Raw genomic sequence first — 19,229 nt, 5'->3', positions numbered from 1 at the left:
ATTATTTTAAATATTTGGGAGCACTTACTCGATGTTTTTGCCTCATTCCAAGTCAACGACGGTGATACCCGCACCCCCAAACTGTACGTGCTCATCCGCGAAGTGGCTCACACCATTCACCGTGCCAAGGTATTCGCGAATAATCTGTCTCAATGCACCGGTACCGGTACCATGCAGGATACGTACGCGGGCAGCACCCAGCTGAATGGCATCGTCGATGAAGTAGATCACCGCCTGCAGCGCCTCATCGCCCCGCATCCCACGCACATCGATATCCTGTTTGAAGCTTAGTTTGCGTTCGTGCATCAGGTCACGGGTGTTGGAAGCCTTCTGTTCCCGTTTGATCTGGTTGTTGCTCACCCGCTCAAGTTTCTCCAGCGGAACTGTTGTCTTTATCATGCCAAAGGCGACCGTTGCTTTTTTACCTGCAACCTCCATGATCTCGCCGACAGTACTCTGTCCTTTCATGCGAACAGCATCGCCCACCCCGGGCTGTGCCTCTTTGGGAGGCTGTTTCACTGACGGTGCAGCCGTTTTCTTCTTCACCTTCTTGCGTGGGGTCTGCTGTGTTCCCTCTTTCTGAGATGTCACACCTGTCTCCTCACGTCCGGTACCGCCCACCTGTTCACGGAACCCTTTCAGCTCGTTGCGCACCTTGAGTGTCGCCTCACGCTCCGCCTGCGCCTCCCTGATCTCACGGATGGTCTGCTCGATGCGGGCATTGCTCTCGGCAAGCAGATGTTCCGCCTGTTGCCTGGCCTCTGTCAGGATATCCTTCTTCTGTTTGTTGATCGCCTCCAGGTCCGTTTCATACTTCGTGGCCGCCTCCTCCAGCCGGTTCCGCTCACGGCGTATCTCATCGCGCTTCCGCTCCCAGTAGCGCTTGTCGCGGGCGATGTCAAGCAGGTACTTGTCCATGTTGATGTATTCGCTCCCCACGATCTCAGAAGCATGTGCGATCACCTCCTCCGGCAGCCCAATCTTGCGGGCAATTTCCACGGCGAAGGAGCTGCCGGGGTTTCCTATGGAGAGGCGAAAAAGGGGTTGCATCTCGTGGCGGTCGTAGAGCATGGCACCGTTCACCACACCCTCGTGCTCGTTGGCATAGTGCTTCAGATTCTGATAGTGGGTGGTGATCACCCCGTAGGAGCGGCTGCCGTTGAACCTGTCCAGCAGCGCTTCAGCGATGGCTGCCCCTATCTGGGGCTCTGTGCCGCTGCCGAACTCATCGATCAGCAACAACGTACCATCGCCGGCATGCCGCTCGAAATACTTCATGTTCATCAGGTGGGAGCTGTAGGTGGAGAGGTCGTTGTCGATCGACTGCTCATCGCCGATGTCAATAAAGATATCGCTGAACAACCCCACGCGGGAGTTCTCCCGCAACGGGATCAGCAGCCCGCACTGCACCATGTATTGCAACAACCCCACCGTCTTAAGGCAAACCGATTTGCCGCCGGCATTGGGACCGGAGATCACCAGGATGCGGTTCTCACCTTCCAGTGTGATATCAAGAGGAATGATTTTCCTGTTCTGCTTCTTCAGTGAGAGATAGAGCAGTGGGTGCACCGCTTCCACCCAGTCGATCAGCCGCTCGTCACTGAGAGCAGGTCTTATGCCGCCAATCTGCTGTGCAAAAGCCGCCTTGGCCTGTATCAGGTCGATCTTCGCCAGGAACTCGTAGGATTCAAGCAGCTCCGGCAGAAAAGGGCGCAGCCAGCTGGTGAACTCCGCCAGGATGCGGATGATCTCACGCCGCTCCTCCCCCTCCAGTTCGCGGATGCGGTTGTTGGCCTCCACCACCTCAGTCGGTTCAATGAAAACGGTCTTGCCCGATGCCGACTCGTCGTGCACGATCCCCTTTATCTTTCGCTTGTAGGAAGGGTTGACCGGGATCACCAGCCTCCCATCGCGCATGCTGGGTGCCACATCTTTGTCCACATATCCTTCCGCCTGTGCCTTGCGCAAGATGGAGTTGAGGCTGCGCGAGATGCCGCTGGCAGCTGATGAGAGCTCACGTCGTATCTCCGACAGTCGCGCCGAGGCATGATCCTTCACCTGGCCGAAGCCATCGAGGATGGTATCGATCTTACGGGTGATCTCGGGATAGGTGGCAATCTCACCGGTCAGCTCCATCAACCGCGGGTAGCGGGGGTTCTCCACATCGCGCCGCAGGAAGGCGATAATACCGTTGATGGTCTGCAGTGAGCGGCGCAGCTCAAACAGCGCACTCTGGTCTATCCAGGAGCCTTCCAACCGGATGCGGTGCAGCACAGGTCGCATGTCATAAAAGTTGCCGGCCGGGAAGGCGTCCTCCTCCACGAGGATGCGCACGTACTCTTCGGTCTGTGCCAGCAGGGCATCAATCTCGGCGAATGAGGCAGAGAAGCACATCTCCTCCGCCTTCTCCCTGCCCAGGGGGCTTAGGCAGCGGTCGGCGATCAGTTGCCGCACCCGTGTGAACTCAATTTTCTGTTCGAAGTTATCGGGATAGATCACGTTGTATTGTTTTGAAAATCGTGTGACTCAAAATCGTTCAAGTGCAAAATTACAATTTTAAACCGAAATGCCCTATCCTGCAAAGACTATCCCTAAAATTATTATCTTTGAAAAACAAACAAGAACCTCCAAACCGGTTAATCATGAAAAATTATTCCCTGTCAATTCTTTTCTGCCTGCTCACCCTTCTGCCGCTGCATACAGCTGCGCACGAGGCCCCACGACTTACCGATGAGATTGCTGTCAAGTTGTCGGAACTGCCACTGGGCTGCATCGAGCAGGAGTACCCCAACAAAACGGCACATATCATCAACAATGAGCAGGAGGCGAAGCTCACTCCCGGGGAGCTGCACCCGGTCTTCTACGGCTGCTTCGACTGACCGAGAAGTCGAAAGACTTCTACCTGAACGATCGCAACATACCCGCCTACCTGGAACCGGACGGATCGGATTTCTTCTCCCCCAGCCTTCAGGTCGCCGACCTGATGCGGAGGATACTACCACGGGTGACATTCACAGCATGGCTGGAACAGTACTACGATGAACGAAGCCTGGCAAATATCAGCCTGAGCGCAGAGGTGAGTGACATCAATGATTTTCAGATCGTTCACCTGGTGGGGCTCTCCTTCTCCAAATCATGGTGCATGAAACAGATAGCTGAAGTCCTGCCGCCGGTGCACCCACAGAGAGGGAAGTTCACTGATACATCGGAGCGACTGCTCAGCGACGCCCTGCCCTACGTTTTCGAGGGCAACTACGGTGGTGAGCACTGGCTCGCATCCTTCGCCCTGATGGCGCTTGAATAAATTCGATGCAATTGCGACTTTTTTTGTTCCGGAGGTTGCAGAATTGAAAAAGAGTTGCTACTTTTGCACCTCGAATTGGGGAGAGACCTCCCATTTTCACATGTTGGCGAGATAGCTCAGTTGGTTAGAGCGCATGATTCATAATCATGAGGTCGGGGGATCATGCCCCCCTCTCGCTACAACTTATTAATCAAACACTCATCGAACTTTTTCGGTGAGTGTTTTTTCTTGTGTGGCTAGGAGAAAATGACGGATATTGTTCGGTATTCGGAGAAAAAGTACTATTTTCAAATCCTGAAACAACTGTTCAATCAACCAACAGGTTTAAACATGAAAAAAACACTTCTCACATCCGCCCTTTTCGTTTTGGTATTTACCCTCTCCGCCCAGATGGTGCCGGAAGAAACGGAGTGGTACGCTCCCGTACCACCGAAGGTAGAGCCGGGTAAAACAACGGGAGCAGCTCCCTCCGACGCTATCATCCTGTTCGACGGAAAAAACCTCTCCCAATGGAAGGGAGAGAAGGGTGATGCCCCCTGGGCGATCCGCAACGGTGAGCTGAAGGTGAAGCCCGGTACGGGGAGCATCATGACGCGCCGGCATTTCGGCGATGTGCAGCTCCATATCGAGTTCAGGTCGCCCGCTCCGGAACAGCACCACGGTCAGAACCGCGGCAACAGCGGCATCTTCCTACAGTCGAAGTATGAGGTGCAGGTGCTCGACGGCGACAACAACCCCACCTACGTGAACGGCATGGTGGGGAGCATCTACAAGCAGCAGGCGCCTCTGGCCAACGCCTACACGCGCAACGACGAGTGGCAGGTCTACGACATCTACTGGCGTGCTCCCCGCTTCGGCACCGATGGCAAGCTGGAGTCGCCAGCCCTGATCACGGTGGTGCTGAACGGCATCCTGGTGCAGAACAACGTTGAATTGAAAGGTGACACCCCCTACATCGGTTATCCCACCTACACGCCTCACGGTCGGCTCCCGCTGATGCTGCAGGACCACGGCACGGAGGTGGCCTACCGCAACATCTGGATCAGGGAGCTGTAAAAGAACCCTTACTTTGCGTTCCCGATGATCACCTCTACCAGCTCCGGCTCTGTCCACTCCAGGGTGTTGCGGTCGAGGAGTCCCATCCAGTGGAAACAGACGATACCATATTTGGCAGCCTCGTTCACCAGGTAGGCGGCATGCTTTACCCGCTCAGGCATGTTATCCTTGTCCATCGCACCAAACTCGCCAATGATTACCGGAATACCTTTAGTGATGAAGCGTTGGTCCAATCGTTCCATGATATCGCTGATCTCCTGCTCTCCCTGGCTGGTGAAGAGCTTGACGGGACTATTTTCATTCAACGCGAAATCGTAGGGGCTGTACACATGCACCTGCGCGATCAATCTGTCCTCCACCACATCATCGGGTACGATGAAGCTGTTGAGCGTGAGTGGTGAGTGTGCAGCCGAGTAGGTGTTGATACTCAGGTTGCGGTAACGGTTGTTGCCACCGGTACCGCGCACCACCTCCACGAAATCCTGCAGCAGCGCATTTTGTGCCTTGTAGCCATCAGCATTTGTCTCGGTCCACCGGCCCTGCTTGTCCAGCATCTCGTTGTAAGACTCGAAAATCAGATGCTTGTCATATTTATTGAAGCGGTTTGCGATCTGGTCCCACAGCTTCCTGTAACGCATGCTGATGGAACCGTAGTTGCTCAAGTCCGCCTGCAGCCATCCCTCGGTGCCGGTGTCATGATGCACGTTGAGGATGCAGTACATCCCCTCATCCAGGACATATCCTACCACCTCTTCCACTCGTTGCATCCATGCCTCTTCCACATTGTTGTCCGCATCGATGTGCTGATCCCAGGTGACCGGTACGCGGATGGCGTTGAAACCCACCTCCCTGAAGCGGGCAATCATCGCACGCGTGGTGATCGGATTACCCCATGCGGTCTCGTAGTCCGACGGCTTGTTGGATGTCCAGAGCTCTATCCATTCGCCGTAGGAGTCGAGCGTGTTGCCCAGGTTCCATCCCACCTTCATGTTCACAACAGCTGTAGTGGCGGTCTCCCATTTAGCCTCATCAACATAAATCTTCTGCCAGATTTCCAGCACAGCCGATGCCGTATCAGCCCGGAGTATCAATTGCACTGACCGCACCGCATCCGTTTCGTTCGCCTCAAGTTGTAGCGTCACCTCCAGGGGAGCTCCCGTTGTCGTTGCCATGCCCGACTGGTGTGATGGGGTGCACCAGCTGCCATTGCTGCTGAGCGTCCACTCCTTGTTGGCAGTCACCTGAATGACCAGAGAGGAAGCCTCCCCCCTGATCTCCAACAGCGTGACCTTCTCTCCCTCCAGTGTAATGGAGCAGAGCGGTGCAACCTCATTCTCCGGTTCCTCCTCTGCCACATCATCAGGAATCTCCTCCGGTTTACAGGATGAAAGGCCGAATTGCAATAGAAATAAAAGAGTAGCCAGAAGAGCGAGGGGTCGTTTCATCATCATTTTTTTTTCAATTGCTTTTTTTAAGATATCTAAACCAGGTTATCAATATCGACCGGTTCCAGGATATGTTCCCCCCGCCTGAAGCTTTTGGCTGCGTAGAGCATCGCCTGAGCCAGTCGTTCTGTCGGTATGGGGCGCATCGACTTTAGGAGTCCCAGCCGGTTGAGGAAGCCGATCAGCTTCACCCCCACCCGCTCCATGGCACGGTCGCTCCCCTTGCGTATCAGCGAAGGAGGCCGGAAAATCATCAGCCTGGGGAATCCCAGCTTGCGCACCGCCTCCTCCAGCTCCCCCTTCATCCGTGCATAAAAGAATGGCGACTTGAGGGAAGCGTTCATCGAGGAGACCAGCAGGAGGGTCCCCACCCCGTTCTCCCGTGCAGCTTCGGCGAAGCGGTACTGGTAGTCATGATCCACCTTCCACTGTGCCTCCTTGCTGCCGGCATCTTTGAGGGTGGTACCAAGGCAAGAGAAGAGGATGTCACCCTTCACCAGGTGGCGCCACTGCTCCTTCTTGTCAAAATCGATCAGATGCACCTCCAGTTTCGGATGGGTGATCTGCGGATCTCTCCTCACGAAAATCGCCACACGCTCCACCTTACTGTCACCGAGCAACAGCTGGAGCAGATCGCTGCCCGTGGCACCCGTGGCGCCGATCAGTAATGCGTTCATATCTCCTCTATTTAAATGATGGGCTTGCCACGACCATCCGCTTCTGCCGGAAGGGGAGTAACCGTCCCACCATGAAATTGCCGATATTGGCCGCCCGCTCTTCAATGATCAATCCAATTTTCGAAATGCTCTGCTTTATTTAATTTTCAATAGATACAATCTGCCTGCATATAAAGGTGATGCAGCAAGCGAAGATATGCAAAAAATGCTGGATTCACACATGGATTATTAATCTGAACTAAATAAATCCTATTGCACATTTACATTTAGATTTGAATTGGCTTGTAATTCGTTGATGGGTTCTCTGCGGTACAATTCTACCAATGTTATCAGGGTATGAATCCGTGCATAAGGGACATACACCCTCTAAAAAAACCTGTTAAAATCATTGTTTAATCAAAATTAATAGTAATTTTGAAAATTTCTAATCTGTTAAAACTGTAGCGCTTTTGCTCATTCAGTACGTACACAAGATTAGAGAGATTAATAGGTTATTAGTGCCCTCACACAACCCATTGGGTCTATTAAAAAAACATAACGGTTAAAAATGGACTAACCATCCAAAATCGGAAAATGTGTAAGTTGAAACCGAAATAAAAGAAAAAGTAAACCGAGTTATCGAAAATTGAGAGAGTAGAATAATAAGTCTTTAATCTGAGAAGTCAAAAAACAAATGGCTTATCCTAAATTAATTATAAGTATGAAAAATGGATTAAATAAATTAGCAAAAGGAATTTTCGCTATTTTTGTAATTAATATATTTTTAGTAACGTGAGTTCGGGATAAGAAAAGCATAAAAAAAGTTGTGATATAGGGAGATTATTTGTATATTTATAGCTGATAATCAAACAAATAACAAACATCAGCCCTATGATCACAACAGACAAAGTTATTGAAATATTTTGTATTGCCGACGATTTTTGTGCAGAATATGAGAATGAAATTCAGAATCATCAACTTCAAGCCGGGGGTACAACTAAAAGGAGAAACAGGAAAACGCAAATGTCCCAGAGCGAGATTATTGCCGTGATGGTCTGTTTCCACTGCGGAACCTTCCATAATTTCAAGAATTATTACCTGTTTTATATTTGCAAACACATGAAGAGCTATTTTCCAAATGCCGTTTCCTACAACCGTTTTGTCGAGTTGCAACCCAGGGTGATTGTACCTTTCATGCTCTTGCTCAAACTCTTTGGATTTGGTGAATGCACAGGCATTACATATGTGGATAGCACTCCCATTAAAGTATGTCATAACAAGCGTATACACTCGAATAAAGTATTCAGGGATCTGGCACAAAGAGGGAAAAGTACGATGGGCTGGTTTTTTGGATTCAAGCTTCATCTGGTCTGTAACGAAAAGGGTGAATTGCTGAATTTCTCTCTCACAAAAGGCAATGTCGACGATAGAAACCCTGACGTAATCAATGTTCTTACCAAAGATCTTTTCGGTAAACTATATGCAGACAAGGGTTACATCAGCACAAAGCTCTTCGAGATGCTGTTTGACCAGGGTGTTCATTTAGTGACCGGTATACGCTCAAATATGAAAAATTCCCTGATGTCATTCCGCGACAAGATTCTCTTACGCAAAAGATCTGTAATTGAGTCCATCAATGATGAACTGAAGAATATCTGCCAGATAGAACATTCAAGGCATCGTTCCACACATAATTTCATCATGAACATAATTGCTGCATTGGTGGCATATTGTTTCTTTCCCAAAAAGCCTTCAATCAAATTTGAAGTGGAAAAGTCAAGTCAATTAACCATTTGGGGATAATATGTTATCCCGAACTCACGTTAGTAGATAGAGTATCAAAATTATTATTTACAGATATATCAGATGAAACACAACATGCATCTGCTTCATTATTTGCAACCAATGTAAATGAATGAAATTCATTATTACAAAAGTGCATAGCAATGATTGGATGCACACTTAACGTAAGCACCAGAAGCAGTAATATGGATGTCGAAATGCGTTTCACTATCTCTTTTTTAAACTAACATTTTTAAAATTTGAAAACAAAGGTAATCAATTTTCTGAATATATAAAAGTAAAACATTTAGAATGAGTTATTGTTTAAAAAAAATTACATGACAGATCTATTTGTTGCAAAAGTATATTCTGTATATATAGTATAGTGCTTCTCAACTTGAAAATTATTAACAAAACAGGTTGTTAGCGTGTGTTTTTTCGCTTCTATTAAACAACAAAATTAGCTGTGTATACTATTCCCCTACTCATCTCTTTTAATTTGTTCGTGTAATTTTCTAAGCTGTGTGTCGCTAAGTAAAGAAATTTTTCAACTTTCTCGCTACGTAACACATATATTAAAAAACGACGTAAGTAGGGTCTGCTTATTAAATCCTAATCAGGCACACAGTTTCATTTGTGACCCGAGTGGATAAATGTTTATATTTCTCATTCTCATCAGCTTCAATAGTAACGAGACAAAATAAGACAAGGGAATATCCCTCATATGTCGGATCAGGTTCATCACAAAAATGATAGCCCCTATCCAACTGTTTGATGTCGTGGCCAATCTGGCGCGGATATCATTTAAACCATATCCACGTTTCCCCTGACCAAACTTTCCTTCAACCTGATTGCGTTCCGCCGCCTCTCGTCGCTCTTTACGTTTTTGGTATCTGCTCTTGATCTCTTTTATCGGTTTTCGTCCCAGTGGTTCCCCGGTGTAGCGGATTCTTTTCTCTTTCAAAAACCGTCTGTTCTCCCGGGTGAGATAAATCTTATCCACCTGAACCAGCTCCGGGTATTTCCCTGTCAGTTCCCTAAAGCGTTCGACCTGTGCCTGAAGATCCTGCCCCTCGTTAAAGGGTAAGCACCCGAGCAACTGCCTCTTGATTATTCCGGAGCATATGCACCCACGGATTTGATCAGATTATTCATTCCGACAACTGCGGGTTCTCTAGTAAATTGTTAGCGTATTATTAGAGTGCCTATAGGCATTTATTAGAGCATTATTAGATTTTGACTAGAGATTCGCTAGTTTCCTTTGTTTTTCCAGTAATTCGGCAAAAGCTTCTTCAGGTTTTCATCATTCCCCGGTTTCTGGTAATAAGGCATCTTGCCTATCACATCGATGAGCCACTCTCGGGGATTCACCCCCTGCTCCTTGCATGAGGTCAACAGGGAACAGATGATGGCCGTGTTCCCGGCTGCCTCGTGGTTGCCACAGAACATGAAGTTCTTTCGAGACAGGGCAATGGGGCGGATGGCATTTTCAGCCATGTTGTTGTCGAGTTTCAGCCTGCCATCCAGCAGGTAATTTTTCATTCGAGGCCAAAGTGAGTAGGAGTAACCGATGGCTTCACCGATAAGGCTCTGGGGAAGGACCTTCGGGTAGGTTTTCTCCATCCAGGCTTCAAGCGACTTCATGATAGGAGCTGCAAGTTCCTCCCTGAGTTTGGCCCGTGCCTCGAACGTGAGGTTTCGCTCGTCAGCCATCCTCTCTATCCGGTACAGCTGCTGGATCTCTTTCAGGGCATGTTCTGCCAGTGCTTTATTCTCATTCAGGGCCTTCTCGTAATAGCGCCTTATGTGGACCATGCAGCCAACGAGACACACCTGATCCTCCTTGTCAAAGACATTGTAGGCTTGCCACCCGTCACTTTGCAGGTAACCGGTAAAGGATTTCAGCAGGGTACCCACGGTTTGTTGTGACCTGGAACCATCGTTGTAATAAAAGAAAACCAGTTTCTTCATGACCGCTCTCACCATCCACAAGTATTCTTTCTTTGCCTTGTGACTTTCCTTGTTGATCACCGGAAGTGTGGTTTCATCCACCTGGAGGTAATCAGTATCAATACACTCTTTCTTCAGTACCTCGTAGAGCGGCTTCAGGAGCTCACAGGCCGGTTTGAACCAGCCGGAGATCGTATTCTCCGGTATCTTCACCCCCAGATGCCCCAACTGCTGCACCTGGCGGTAAAAGGGGAGATGATACACATACTTCTGGAGCAGGATCTCAGCGAGAAGACTGGCACCGGGAAGTCCCTTGTATATGGGCAGTAACGGGAGCGGGGCGATGATCACACCGGTTGTGCCATCAACCGTCAGGGCAGTGTTGTCTTTTAAAGCGTACTTGGGGCGTACAAGCTCTTTCACGTACAGCTTCCCGGGTTCAAACTCAAGTGTACGGGTACGTTCCTCACCGATACGCTTGTACTTGTTCAGATCAAGTTCTTCCGGTTCCAGCACAACCTCCACCACGGGCAGACCCTCCAACATCTTGCGGTTGGATCTCTCTTTCTTCCTGGCGGGAGCCTGCTCTTCTATCTGCTTCTCGGCAGTAGCACGGGCCGCTTCGATCTCAGCAAGCCTTTCCTCTTCGTCTGCAATCGTTTCAAACAGGGAGAGCTGGCCCGGATCCAGGTGCGAGAGTTTCTCGCTTTTACGACCGTAGAACTGCCGGGTGAACCAGGCGATCTGTGCCAGCAGCTTATCCATCCGCTGCTGCATCCCGGTGAGCTGTTCAGATAGCTTCGCGTTAGCCTCAGTGAGCTGACGGATTTGTTCCGCCTGCGATTGTATGAGGAGTTCTAAGGCTTGCATCTGGTCCATTTACCGGGCTTTTATTCAGTCATAAAAATAATAAAAAACCCTGATCTGGACAAGCTTTCAGGAGATTATTTTCACTCTTTTTCTGATTATTTTTACTACCCGTTTCTCATCGCTTTGAGCCTCTTCAACCGGCTGCCCGGATCATCCTGTATCCCTTCTACCATCATCACCAGATCACGCCACTGCATGGGATAGGAACGACTCTTCTCATCGTACGCGGGAATGCGGAAGGTGCCTTCCTCGAGCCTTTTCATGTACAGAACCAACCCTCCATCTTCTGCATGCAAAAGCTTCATGGTTGTACGGTTTCGATTGATGAAGATGAAGACATCACCCATGCGCACATCATATCCCATCAGGTTTTGAACCACACCACAGAGCGAGTTCATCCCTTTTCGCATGTCTGTCTTCCCAGGACACAGGAAGTAGCGCATATTATCATTCAGGCAGAACATGGCGTGAGCAGATTTGATTCAGTAAATTGATAGCGATCTCTGTCTGGGCACTGCCAATGAAACTGACCTGGATACCTCCCGGGAGCTTGATCCTGATCTCTCCCTGACTGCTGCGTGGTGATGAGGCCGGCGAGGATACAGGGGCTTTTATGGGTAGGTTTAAGTTGATTGGTGCCAGCATGTCCGTGGGTGCATCCGGCGCATGATTGTTATAGGGCCGGGTGAGTCCGAACTTGGTTTTCCAGTAGTGGAAGCTTGAGACCGTATAGGACTCGTTCGCACAAAAGTCCTTGATGCTTAACCCGCTCTTCTGTTGGCGTTCCAGTATCGCCAGGAATTCTTCTTTGCTTACAGGCTTCATAGAAAATAGGTTTGCAGGCAAAGATCGGAAAAAACCATTTTCGCTAAAATGGGTATTTTATCGGGGGCTTACGTTAAAGGCATCCCAGTCAAAATGATCCACCCTGGCATATCCATCCAGCAGGCTGATGTTGATCTTGGCGCCAAACTCCGTCTTGGCCTTGGCCTTGCCACGCACGATGGGACGTACATGCGGCTGATGAATGCTCACGATGCGATCTTCTACTTGATGGCTCTTCTTCTTGTACATTGTCTCCTGTTGTTCCAGCAGATGCTGGATAACAAAAAAATATTTCAGTTGCCGCCTGTCAAAAGGAACCGGTTCATCCTTTATGGTGTCCAGCATCTCATTGATAGTCCGTACATCCCGCTTCAGGTAGTTGATTTGCTTGCGTATCGCTTGTCTTAAAACGTTGGCAGGTTTTCTCTTCATTTTCGACACATTCAAAAAATCCTTGCGTGCAACCCTCCTGTAAGTACGGGGTTTATCTTTAATACCCAGTTTTAAACACAACTCATCGATCAACTCCTCGGCCTTTTGACGACTCTCGTTCAGCAGATCCAGATCGGTGGGATACTTGATATCCGCATCACAGACCGTTGCATCCAATTGAAGCTTCCCCTTGTTCCCGGGATGTGGATCAGGGTCGTCATCATTATCATCTTCTTCATCCTTCGTAACCGTGTCAGCCTTTTCTTGTTTTGTCCCGGCTTTCAGCTTCAACCCTTTTCTTATTAAATCGTCTGTCAATGATTCAAAGACATCCAGATCAATGCGTTTCCTGATGGAAACCAGCAGCGAGGGCGTCATTACCTGTTCATAAGTGAAAGCTTCGAGTCCAAGAAAATACTGCATGTAGGGATTCTCCTGGATCATCTCTATCACACCGCGATCGTCCGTCTTCATGATGTGCTTGATGATGATCACTCCCAGCACAAGCCTGGCATCCTTGGTGGGGGCACCACGGTTGCTCTTGAAGTTCTTGTAGTAAAGCCGGGCGAACTCTTCCCAGGGAACTATTTTTGAAAGAACAACCCACCGGTTATTCTCATCCAGTTTTGCCTCAAAAGGCATCTTGAACTCGGATATTGAAAGCTGTCTGGAGCTCTTGTATCGTATCATAAAATGCAAGGTTTATGAAGTAAAAATACTCAATTTCTTGCAGTTATGCAAATTTTATATCGTTTAATTTGCTGATTTTCAGAATAAATATCTATTATTCAGCAGACCCTAACTATAAAAATAAAACCTGACACAGTTTAATTTACACAACCTGGATACGGGCAGACAAAACTGGTTGTAGTGCCAAAATAGTAAATCCCAGTAAGGAAAATATTTTACCTAGTTCATCCGCAAATACCATATCAGTAGTTGGTTTAAAAACCACTACCGTTATAAGCGGAATACTTAAGGGAACTTCTAAAAACCCTATATTTCATTTTCAGTTTGTTTATTCTTGAGTTTTTAGAAATAGGTTTAGTTCAAATATTTTCAATATTTCTCGTTAGCACTAGATTTATAGTTGTTTTTAATGTTATATCTCATGTAAAGACGCACTTATCCTATTTATTAACTGATAAGCTGTATTCTCCTGAACATATTATACGTAAGATTCATCAACCCTATTATGGCTGTAATCCTTTTTATACCAATATTGTACAAATACATTCCATTCATGCTCATTTCCATAAAACCAAAGATGTGTTCTACTCTTGAGCGTACTTTTGATTTTATTCTGTTGTTTTCCTTTTGCTCTTCTGTAAGTGGACGGTTTTTAGCACCTTTCTCACAGACTTGATTTACCATTTCTTTCGAAGCTATCGCTTGCTCTTGACTCGGACCTGTATAGGCTGAGTCTGCCTAAAAAGGTTCTCCTTTGTCTTTTTCTTCCAATAAAGTTTCAGTTTGTTGTGAATCATGTACCGAAGCATCAGTTACTGTGTACTTAGTGATTAATTTACTCCCAGAATCCTGTTTCACGTGATTTTTATAACCAAAGTAACTGATATTATTTTTCTTTGTCCAAAGAGCATCAGTATCTTTCTGTGCCAACCGATTAGAATTTTGTTTAAATGACTCTGGAACTTCTCCTGCCTTGATTTGTTTATTTTCATCACGCGTATTACGCTGTATTGGTACTTCAATAAAACTAGCGTCAACTATTTTACCTTCATTCACTACAAGGTTCAATCGTTCTAATTCTTTTAAAAACAGATTGAAAAGTGGCTCTACCAATTCTAAATCAATCAGGCGTTCTCTGAAATTCCAAACAGTCTTGCTGTCTGGAATATCATCTGCAATGGTTAAATTCAAAAAACGCATAAAACTCATTCTGTCATTAATTTGAAATTCAAGTTGATCGTCGGATAAATTATAAAAACGTTGCAAAATGAGTATCTTAAACATCATAACGTAATCGTATGGTGGACGACCTCCTTTGCCTTTGGTTTCAATAGTTAGACTCTCTAGCAAGAATGTCCTAAACAGCTCAAAATCAACATGCTTATTCAAACGCTCCAAAGGATCACCTAAGGCCGACAATTTACTAAGTCTTATATCTTGATCGAAAAATCCGTAATCTTTATATCTTTTAAACTTCTTCATTTTCATCTTTATCTTCATTGTAATTATAGTGCAATATACTAATAAACAATGATGTATGAAAGTTTTATTTGAGGTATTTACTATTTACTCTAGTTTTTAGAGGTCCCCTTAATAACAACGTATAAATAAAAATTCGCCAAAATGCTTTCATCCTTTTTCTTTTTTGTATAAAAACAATTCACTTGTACCGCAAACAAATTGTTTACGTGAATTATCTTAAAGTTACCGGATTGAGAGAATTCTCTCTACATTAAATCCTTTTTGCGTTCCTCAAACTCTTGTTTGTCAATTTCGCCGCGAGCATATCGATCTTTCAAAATATCAAACGCAGATTTATTTCCGACACGGGTGATAGAGTTTTTATTTTGATTTATTACTTTCACAATCATCCAAACTATGATCACCATAATAATGAGCCCGATGATCCACCACCAGCCCATTCCAAATCCCATTCCCCAACCGTGTTCGCCATATCTGTCCATCATAATTTACTCCGTTCTTTTTATCGGTTGTTTTTGATTTATCTACTTCTATTTTTTATTCTGAAGACGATTAATCATCGATTTCATTTCAGCAATCTCTCTTCTTTGAGCTTCAATAATTTCCTCTGCTAATTTTTTCACTTCAGGATCCTTTATATCTGCCCGCTCACTTGTTAAAATTGCAATAGAATGGTGAGGTATCATTGCTTTCATCCAAAGAACATCTCCAATAATTGGTCTTTGAGCTCTGACTAGACCAAGTGCGCTGACGAAAAGCAAAATACTGCCCAGAATAATAGCTCTGTTTTTCTTTTTGTTTTGATACATTTTACGCATTGTAAAAAACATGATTAATGCCATAGCAGCAATTCCTAAACAAGTCATATAAAAACGGGTGAGACTAAAGTATACATGGTCAAGTTGATAAGAGTTGAGATACATTGTAATGTACATGGCTATAAAAGAACCGGCGAGCATTAAAATAAATTTGGTGTAGTTGTTTTTGCTCTTTTTGTTGTTTGTTTCTTCTTGTGAATTCATTTTTTTTATTTTAGTGTTTGATCCAAATTAAATATAGTTCTGACAAAGAGTCCCCAGCTCGCGCCAATTACAATGTGCGCGAGTGGGAATAAAGCAACTCAATAGTTACAAGGCTGAAATTACTTTTTGCAATTTTTCCCTTATTTCGCCGGCAATGCTTGCTAACTCTTTGTTTTCGATTGCTTGCATGCTGGCAGTGGGATCAACGGCAGCTACTTCCACCTGACCGTTTTCCAATTCCTGTAAAATTACGTTACAGGGTAACATAGTGCCTACTTTATTTTCAGCTTTCAACGCTTTGTGAGCAAAAGGAGCATTGCAGGCACCCAAGATTTGATATTTTCTGAAATCCACATCGAGTTTCTTTTTCAATGTTGCTTGCACATCTATCTCTGAAAGGATGCCAAAACCTTCTTTTTCCAGTTCTGCAACTACTTTTTTCTTTACGGATTCAAAATCTGCTGACATATTTTTATTGAAATAATAAGACATAATGATATATTTTAAAATGTTAATAAATTTGGTTCTTTTTACCGCGATGTACGGTTTGCGTTATTAATTGTCTTTTTTCTTCATTTTCTCCATTTTCTCTTTCATCTTCTTTTCCATTTCCGGATTACTTTCCATCATTTTTGTCATGTTATCCATCATTTTTTCACGCATTTGGGGGTTGTCCTGCATCATCTTTTGTATCGCTTTCATCATCTTCTCATGCATCTCCGGATGTTCTTTCATCATTCCTTGCATCTTCTCCATCATTTTTTCACGCATCTCAGGATTTTCATCCATTTTTTCTTTCATTTTCTCCTGCATCTGTGCCATCATTTTTTTGCGCATTTCGGAGTTCTCCATCATTTTCTGCATCATCATCTTTTGCATGTCCGGGTTTTCCTGCATCATTTTTTGTCTGTGCGCCATCATTTTTTCCTTCATCTGCGGATTTTGCATTATTTCCTTCATTACTCCACTCTCCATCATTTTCAGATGGTTTTCCATCAGGGCCATTTTGGCTTCGTCGTTGTTTTGTACTATTTCCATCAACTCGTTTAAATGGGTTTTATTTGAAACAATCTCCTGATAAATCTCTTGCCTATTCTGTTGAGCTTCCATAGCACTGGGTGCATTAAAGGTGGTTTTACAGCCTAAAAGTAGAATGAACAAACTTGTTGCGAATAAAAATTTAATTGAAGTTCTCATAATTTTTTTTGTTTTTTAATTAATAGTTATTGATATTGAAACGTTTAAAAGATCATAGCCACACCTGCGCCGGCACCAAATCGGTTGTCATAACTGGCATTGATACGCCAGTCTCGATTTATAAAGTATTCCAGCCCTACCTGCCAAGTGGTTTCTCCTTTCAGGTCACTCCCGTCAGGCAAATCATCGACCCAACCGAAATCCATTTGGTATTCAAATTCACCATAAAGCAGCACACGACGAAAAATCATTGTGGCGGTAGATAAACCTATTTGAGGTCTGAGTTTACTATCGATACGCAAATCGGAATCTATTAAGAGCGGCAAAAAATATTTGATACCAACCACTGCAGTGGTTTCCAGATCATTCAGGCTATCTTCGTTCTCATTTTCTAAGTTTGCTCCGCCAAAAATCCTAAAATAGCTGTTCAGGTAACGTTCATAAGTAAGTTCGGCCTCCAAATTTTTGTTCCATCCATATTCGCCACGCAGCCGCACCTGATTTCTGATATTTGTGGTGGTGGCAAAAAATTCTGTCATGTGGCTGGCAACAGTAAGCTCTGCCCACGTAAATAAATGCTTGTCAGTTTTAGTTAGATTGCCTAAAGCAAAGCGTTTCATGCGTTCGTCTCTGGGAGTATCATAACTTATGACACGTGCCATTCCACTATCCATGTGATAAAGTACATGGCAATGGAAAAACCAATCTCCCGATTCATTTGCATCAAATTCGATTACTACTTTTTGCATTGGAGCTACATTAACTGTATGTTTCAAGGGGGAGTACTCACCGTTTTTATTTAAGACCCTGAAAAAATGTCCATGCAAGTGCATCGGATGATGCATCATGGTAAGGTTGTTTAAAGTAATGCGAACAACTTCACCTTGCTTAATCTTAATCTTACTCGCTTCTGATAAAGGAACTCCGTTGATACTCCACACGTAACGATTCATATTTCCGGTAAGATTAAAGAGCATTTCACGCACGGGTTTATCCTCTTCGAAGTTTGTTTTTTCGGGCGATTTCAGGTAGTTGTAATTAAATTCCGGATTACTGCCTGTTTTCATGGGGTCGCCAATCACTTTGTCTGCAGGAAGAACATATCCCATATTATCTCCATCCATTTCGTTCATTTCATTCTCGTTGTGCTCTTCCTCTCCATTATTCATTTCCATCTCTCTCTTTTGCTGCATCTCTTTCTTATCGGCTGCTGTCGAATGATCTATCTTCTCATTGGCCATTTGGGTCGAATCTTTGTGGGTATCCATCTGCATCTCATCCGATTTGTTCATAGATTTTTCCATATCCATATCCATTTCACCCATCGACATACTGTACTTTTCCATTACCCGGATGGAATCGCTTTTTCGCGGTTGGAACTTAGCTGCCGGAGCTCCCATTTTCATGTCCATCGCCATCATCTCTTTCATTAATTTGATAAGATCGGGTTTAGGCACAGAAGATGCTGCAAGGGTAGGACCTTTACCAATATAAGCGGATGCTTCACCAGAGCCATCTTGAGAGGTGGCACGTATTTGCAACTTTCCGTTTGACGGAATAGTCACAATATAGTCATAGGTTTCGGCTACACTAATTAATGTTTTGTTCTTGTTTATAGGTATCACATTTTTGCCATCGGCCGAAATCAATAAAGGGTCTTCTCCACCAAAGGTGAGCCAGAAATAAGAAGCCGACGCAGCGTTTACAAAACGCAACCGAACTTTCTCTCCGGGTTCAAAATCGGGATATTCCTGTTTATTTTCACCGTTTATTAAAAACAGATCGTGGTAGTTATCCGATATTGCCATATCGGGCATGCGCTGCCACATCATTTTTAGTTTAGCGCCTACTGCCTTTTGCTTAATGATCTTATCCCAACTTTGCACTTGATTTTTCTTGATTAAATACCACTCGTTCCCACGTTTCAAATTTCGCAACTGATTATCAGGATTTTCATCAACCCAATCTGATAAGACTAAAACGAGGTCTTTGTCGTATTCAAAATCTTTTTCTTTGGGATTTATTTGAATGGATCCATATACGCCACGTTGCTCCTGTAAACCTGTATGCGAATGGTACCAATATGTTCCGGATTGTTTAATAGCAAATTTGTAGGTAAAGGTCTCCCCGGGTCGTATAGGGGGTGTAGTCAAATAGGGTACACCGTCAAAATAATTGGGTAGAATCATGCCGTGCCAATGTACCGATGTTTCTTCTTCCATATTATTGGTCACATGGATTATGGCATATTCTTCTTCTTCAAAAATAAGATTGGGACCGGGGATGCCATCATTTATAGTCATAGCCTTTACCGGTTTTCCGGTAAAATTCACCTCTTTATAATCGATAATGAGGTGATATTCACGCTCTGGCCAGTTGTCAATATTCTCTTCTTGAAGATTTGCAATTTGAGCAATTGTTGCAAATGAATAGAACCAACTAAATAAAATAATAAGAGGGAATTTTGTAATAAGTACTTGAGTAAAAGTTTGTTTCATATAATAAGGTCGTTGATTTT

The 19,229-nt window shown here is 45.1% G+C and carries 17 protein-coding genes, 1 tRNA gene and 1 pseudogene; 4 read left to right on the top strand and 15 right to left on the bottom strand.

Annotated elements, in window-relative coordinates; genetic code table 11:
* Positions 1-42: 42 nt before the first annotated feature.
* Positions 43-2,499 (bottom strand): endonuclease MutS2, encoded by a 2,457-nt coding sequence (locus tag JS578_00280; protein ID QRX63740.1) that lies wholly within the window; start codon positions 2,497-2,499, stop codon positions 43-45.
* A gap of 143 nt (positions 2,500-2,642) precedes the next feature.
* Here JS578_00280 and JS578_00275 point away from each other — a divergent pair.
* The 3 genes and pseudogenes from JS578_00275 (at position 2,643) to JS578_00265 (ending at position 4,360) form a co-directional block, all read left to right on the top strand.
* Positions 2,643-3,304 (top strand): annotated as a pseudogene (locus JS578_00275) (DUF2891 family protein).
* A gap of 105 nt (positions 3,305-3,409) precedes the next feature.
* A tRNA-Met gene (locus tag JS578_00270) sits at positions 3,410-3,483 on the top strand.
* Positions 3,484-3,634: 151 nt separating this feature from the next.
* Entirely contained in the window at positions 3,635-4,360 is a 726-nt protein-coding gene (locus JS578_00265; protein QRX63739.1) for a DUF1080 domain-containing protein, read from the top strand.
* An 8-nt stretch (positions 4,361-4,368) separates the two neighbouring features.
* On the opposite strand, the gene JS578_00260 is transcribed toward JS578_00265, so the two are convergent.
* Both JS578_00260 and JS578_00255 read right to left on the bottom strand, forming a co-directional pair.
* Positions 4,369-5,811, bottom strand: a complete 1,443-nt coding sequence (locus JS578_00260) for a cellulase family glycosylhydrolase (GenBank protein ID QRX63738.1) — start codon at positions 5,809-5,811, stop codon at positions 4,369-4,371.
* A 29-nt stretch (positions 5,812-5,840) separates the two neighbouring features.
* Complete coding sequence (locus tag JS578_00255; GenBank protein ID QRX63737.1) at positions 5,841-6,482, bottom strand: NAD(P)H-binding protein; 642 nt, start codon at positions 6,480-6,482, stop codon at positions 5,841-5,843.
* Positions 6,483-7,352: 870 nt separating this feature from the next.
* Between JS578_00255 and JS578_00250 the strand changes: the two genes are divergently transcribed.
* Positions 7,353-8,264, top strand: a complete 912-nt coding sequence (locus JS578_00250) for an IS982 family transposase (protein QRX63736.1) — start codon at positions 7,353-7,355, stop codon at positions 8,262-8,264.
* Positions 8,265-8,859: 595 nt separating this feature from the next.
* On the opposite strand, the gene JS578_00245 is transcribed toward JS578_00250, so the two are convergent.
* The 12 genes from JS578_00245 to JS578_00190 form a co-directional block, all read right to left on the bottom strand.
* Complete coding sequence (locus tag JS578_00245; GenBank protein ID QRX63735.1) at positions 8,860-9,342, bottom strand: transposase; 483 nt, start codon at positions 9,340-9,342, stop codon at positions 8,860-8,862.
* A 152-nt stretch (positions 9,343-9,494) separates the two neighbouring features.
* Positions 9,495-11,072 (bottom strand): IS66 family transposase, encoded by a 1,578-nt coding sequence (locus JS578_00240; protein ID QRX63734.1) that lies wholly within the window; start codon positions 11,070-11,072, stop codon positions 9,495-9,497.
* A 95-nt stretch (positions 11,073-11,167) separates the two neighbouring features.
* On the bottom strand, positions 11,168-11,527 hold the full coding sequence (tnpB, locus tag JS578_00235) for an IS66 family insertion sequence element accessory protein TnpB (protein ID QRX63733.1): 360 nt from the start codon (positions 11,525-11,527) through the stop codon (positions 11,168-11,170).
* Positions 11,511-11,888 carry an IS66 family insertion sequence element accessory protein TnpB gene (locus tag JS578_00230; GenBank protein ID QRX63732.1) on the bottom strand — a complete coding sequence of 126 codons (378 nt, stop codon included), beginning with the start codon at positions 11,886-11,888 and terminating at the stop codon, positions 11,511-11,513. The genes tnpB and JS578_00230 overlap by 17 nt, the downstream gene beginning before the upstream one ends.
* A 57-nt stretch (positions 11,889-11,945) precedes the next feature.
* Positions 11,946-13,010: an IS5 family transposase gene (locus tag JS578_00225; GenBank protein QRX63731.1), complete on the bottom strand. Its 1,065-nt coding sequence runs from the start codon at positions 13,008-13,010 to the stop codon at positions 11,946-11,948.
* 447 nt (positions 13,011-13,457) lie between these two features.
* Entirely contained in the window at positions 13,458-13,709 is a 252-nt protein-coding gene (locus JS578_00220) for a transposase (GenBank protein ID QRX64870.1), read from the bottom strand.
* Positions 13,710-13,748: 39 nt separating this feature from the next.
* A complete protein-coding gene (locus tag JS578_00215) occupies positions 13,749-14,498 on the bottom strand; it encodes an IS5 family transposase (protein ID QRX63730.1) in 750 nt (249 codons plus the stop codon).
* A gap of 239 nt (positions 14,499-14,737) precedes the next feature.
* On the bottom strand, positions 14,738-14,977 hold the full coding sequence (locus JS578_00210) for an SHOCT domain-containing protein (protein QRX63729.1): 240 nt from the start codon (positions 14,975-14,977) through the stop codon (positions 14,738-14,740).
* 45 nt (positions 14,978-15,022) lie between these two features.
* The gene (locus tag JS578_00205) at positions 15,023-15,514 is read right to left on the bottom strand and encodes a DUF305 domain-containing protein (protein QRX63728.1); all 492 of its coding nucleotides are present in this window, start codon (positions 15,512-15,514) and stop codon (positions 15,023-15,025) included.
* Positions 15,515-15,619: 105 nt separating this feature from the next.
* Entirely contained in the window at positions 15,620-16,006 is a 387-nt protein-coding gene (locus JS578_00200) for a DUF302 domain-containing protein (protein QRX63727.1), read from the bottom strand.
* A 63-nt stretch (positions 16,007-16,069) separates the two neighbouring features.
* The gene (locus JS578_00195) at positions 16,070-16,711 is read right to left on the bottom strand and encodes a hypothetical protein (GenBank protein ID QRX63726.1); all 642 of its coding nucleotides are present in this window, start codon (positions 16,709-16,711) and stop codon (positions 16,070-16,072) included.
* A 44-nt stretch (positions 16,712-16,755) separates the two neighbouring features.
* Positions 16,756-19,209 carry a multicopper oxidase domain-containing protein gene (locus JS578_00190; GenBank protein ID QRX63725.1) on the bottom strand — a complete coding sequence of 818 codons (2,454 nt, stop codon included), beginning with the start codon at positions 19,207-19,209 and terminating at the stop codon, positions 16,756-16,758.
* Positions 19,210-19,229 lie beyond the last annotated feature (20 nt).

It is taken from the genome of Dysgonomonadaceae bacterium zrk40, from assembly GCA_016916535.1.
Lineage (GTDB): Bacteria > Bacteroidota > Bacteroidia > Bacteroidales > Dysgonomonadaceae > Proteiniphilum.
Note: the sequence above shows the minus strand (reverse complement) of the source record. Positions and strands in the feature narration are given on the sequence as shown.

Coding starts and splice junctions, on each gene's coding strand:
- JS578_00265 (QRX63739.1), top strand. CDS start 3,635: ATGAAAAAAACACTTCTCACATCCGCCCTTTTCGTTTTGGTATTTACC.
- JS578_00260 (QRX63738.1), bottom strand. CDS start 5,811: ATGATGATGAAACGACCCCTCGCTCTTCTGGCTACTCTTTTATTTCTA.
- JS578_00255 (QRX63737.1), bottom strand. CDS start 6,482: ATGAACGCATTACTGATCGGCGCCACGGGTGCCACGGGCAGCGATCTG.
- JS578_00250 (QRX63736.1), top strand. CDS start 7,353: ATGATCACAACAGACAAAGTTATTGAAATATTTTGTATTGCCGACGAT.
- JS578_00240 (QRX63734.1), bottom strand. CDS start 11,072: ATGGACCAGATGCAAGCCTTAGAACTCCTCATACAATCGCAGGCGGAA.
- tnpB (QRX63733.1), bottom strand. CDS start 11,527: ATGTTCTGCCTGAATGATAATATGCGCTACTTCCTGTGTCCTGGGAAG.
- JS578_00230 (QRX63732.1), bottom strand. CDS start 11,888: ATGAAGCCTGTAAGCAAAGAAGAATTCCTGGCGATACTGGAACGCCAA.
- JS578_00225 (QRX63731.1), bottom strand. CDS start 13,010: ATGATACGATACAAGAGCTCCAGACAGCTTTCAATATCCGAGTTCAAG.
- JS578_00215 (QRX63730.1), bottom strand. CDS start 14,498: ATGAAAATGAAGAAGTTTAAAAGATATAAAGATTACGGATTTTTCGAT.
- JS578_00210 (QRX63729.1), bottom strand. CDS start 14,977: ATGATGGACAGATATGGCGAACACGGTTGGGGAATGGGATTTGGAATG.
- JS578_00205 (QRX63728.1), bottom strand. CDS start 15,514: ATGAATTCACAAGAAGAAACAAACAACAAAAAGAGCAAAAACAACTAC.
- JS578_00200 (QRX63727.1), bottom strand. CDS start 16,006: ATGTCTTATTATTTCAATAAAAATATGTCAGCAGATTTTGAATCCGTA.
- JS578_00195 (QRX63726.1), bottom strand. CDS start 16,711: ATGAGAACTTCAATTAAATTTTTATTCGCAACAAGTTTGTTCATTCTA.
- JS578_00190 (QRX63725.1), bottom strand. CDS start 19,209: ATGAAACAAACTTTTACTCAAGTACTTATTACAAAATTCCCTCTTATT.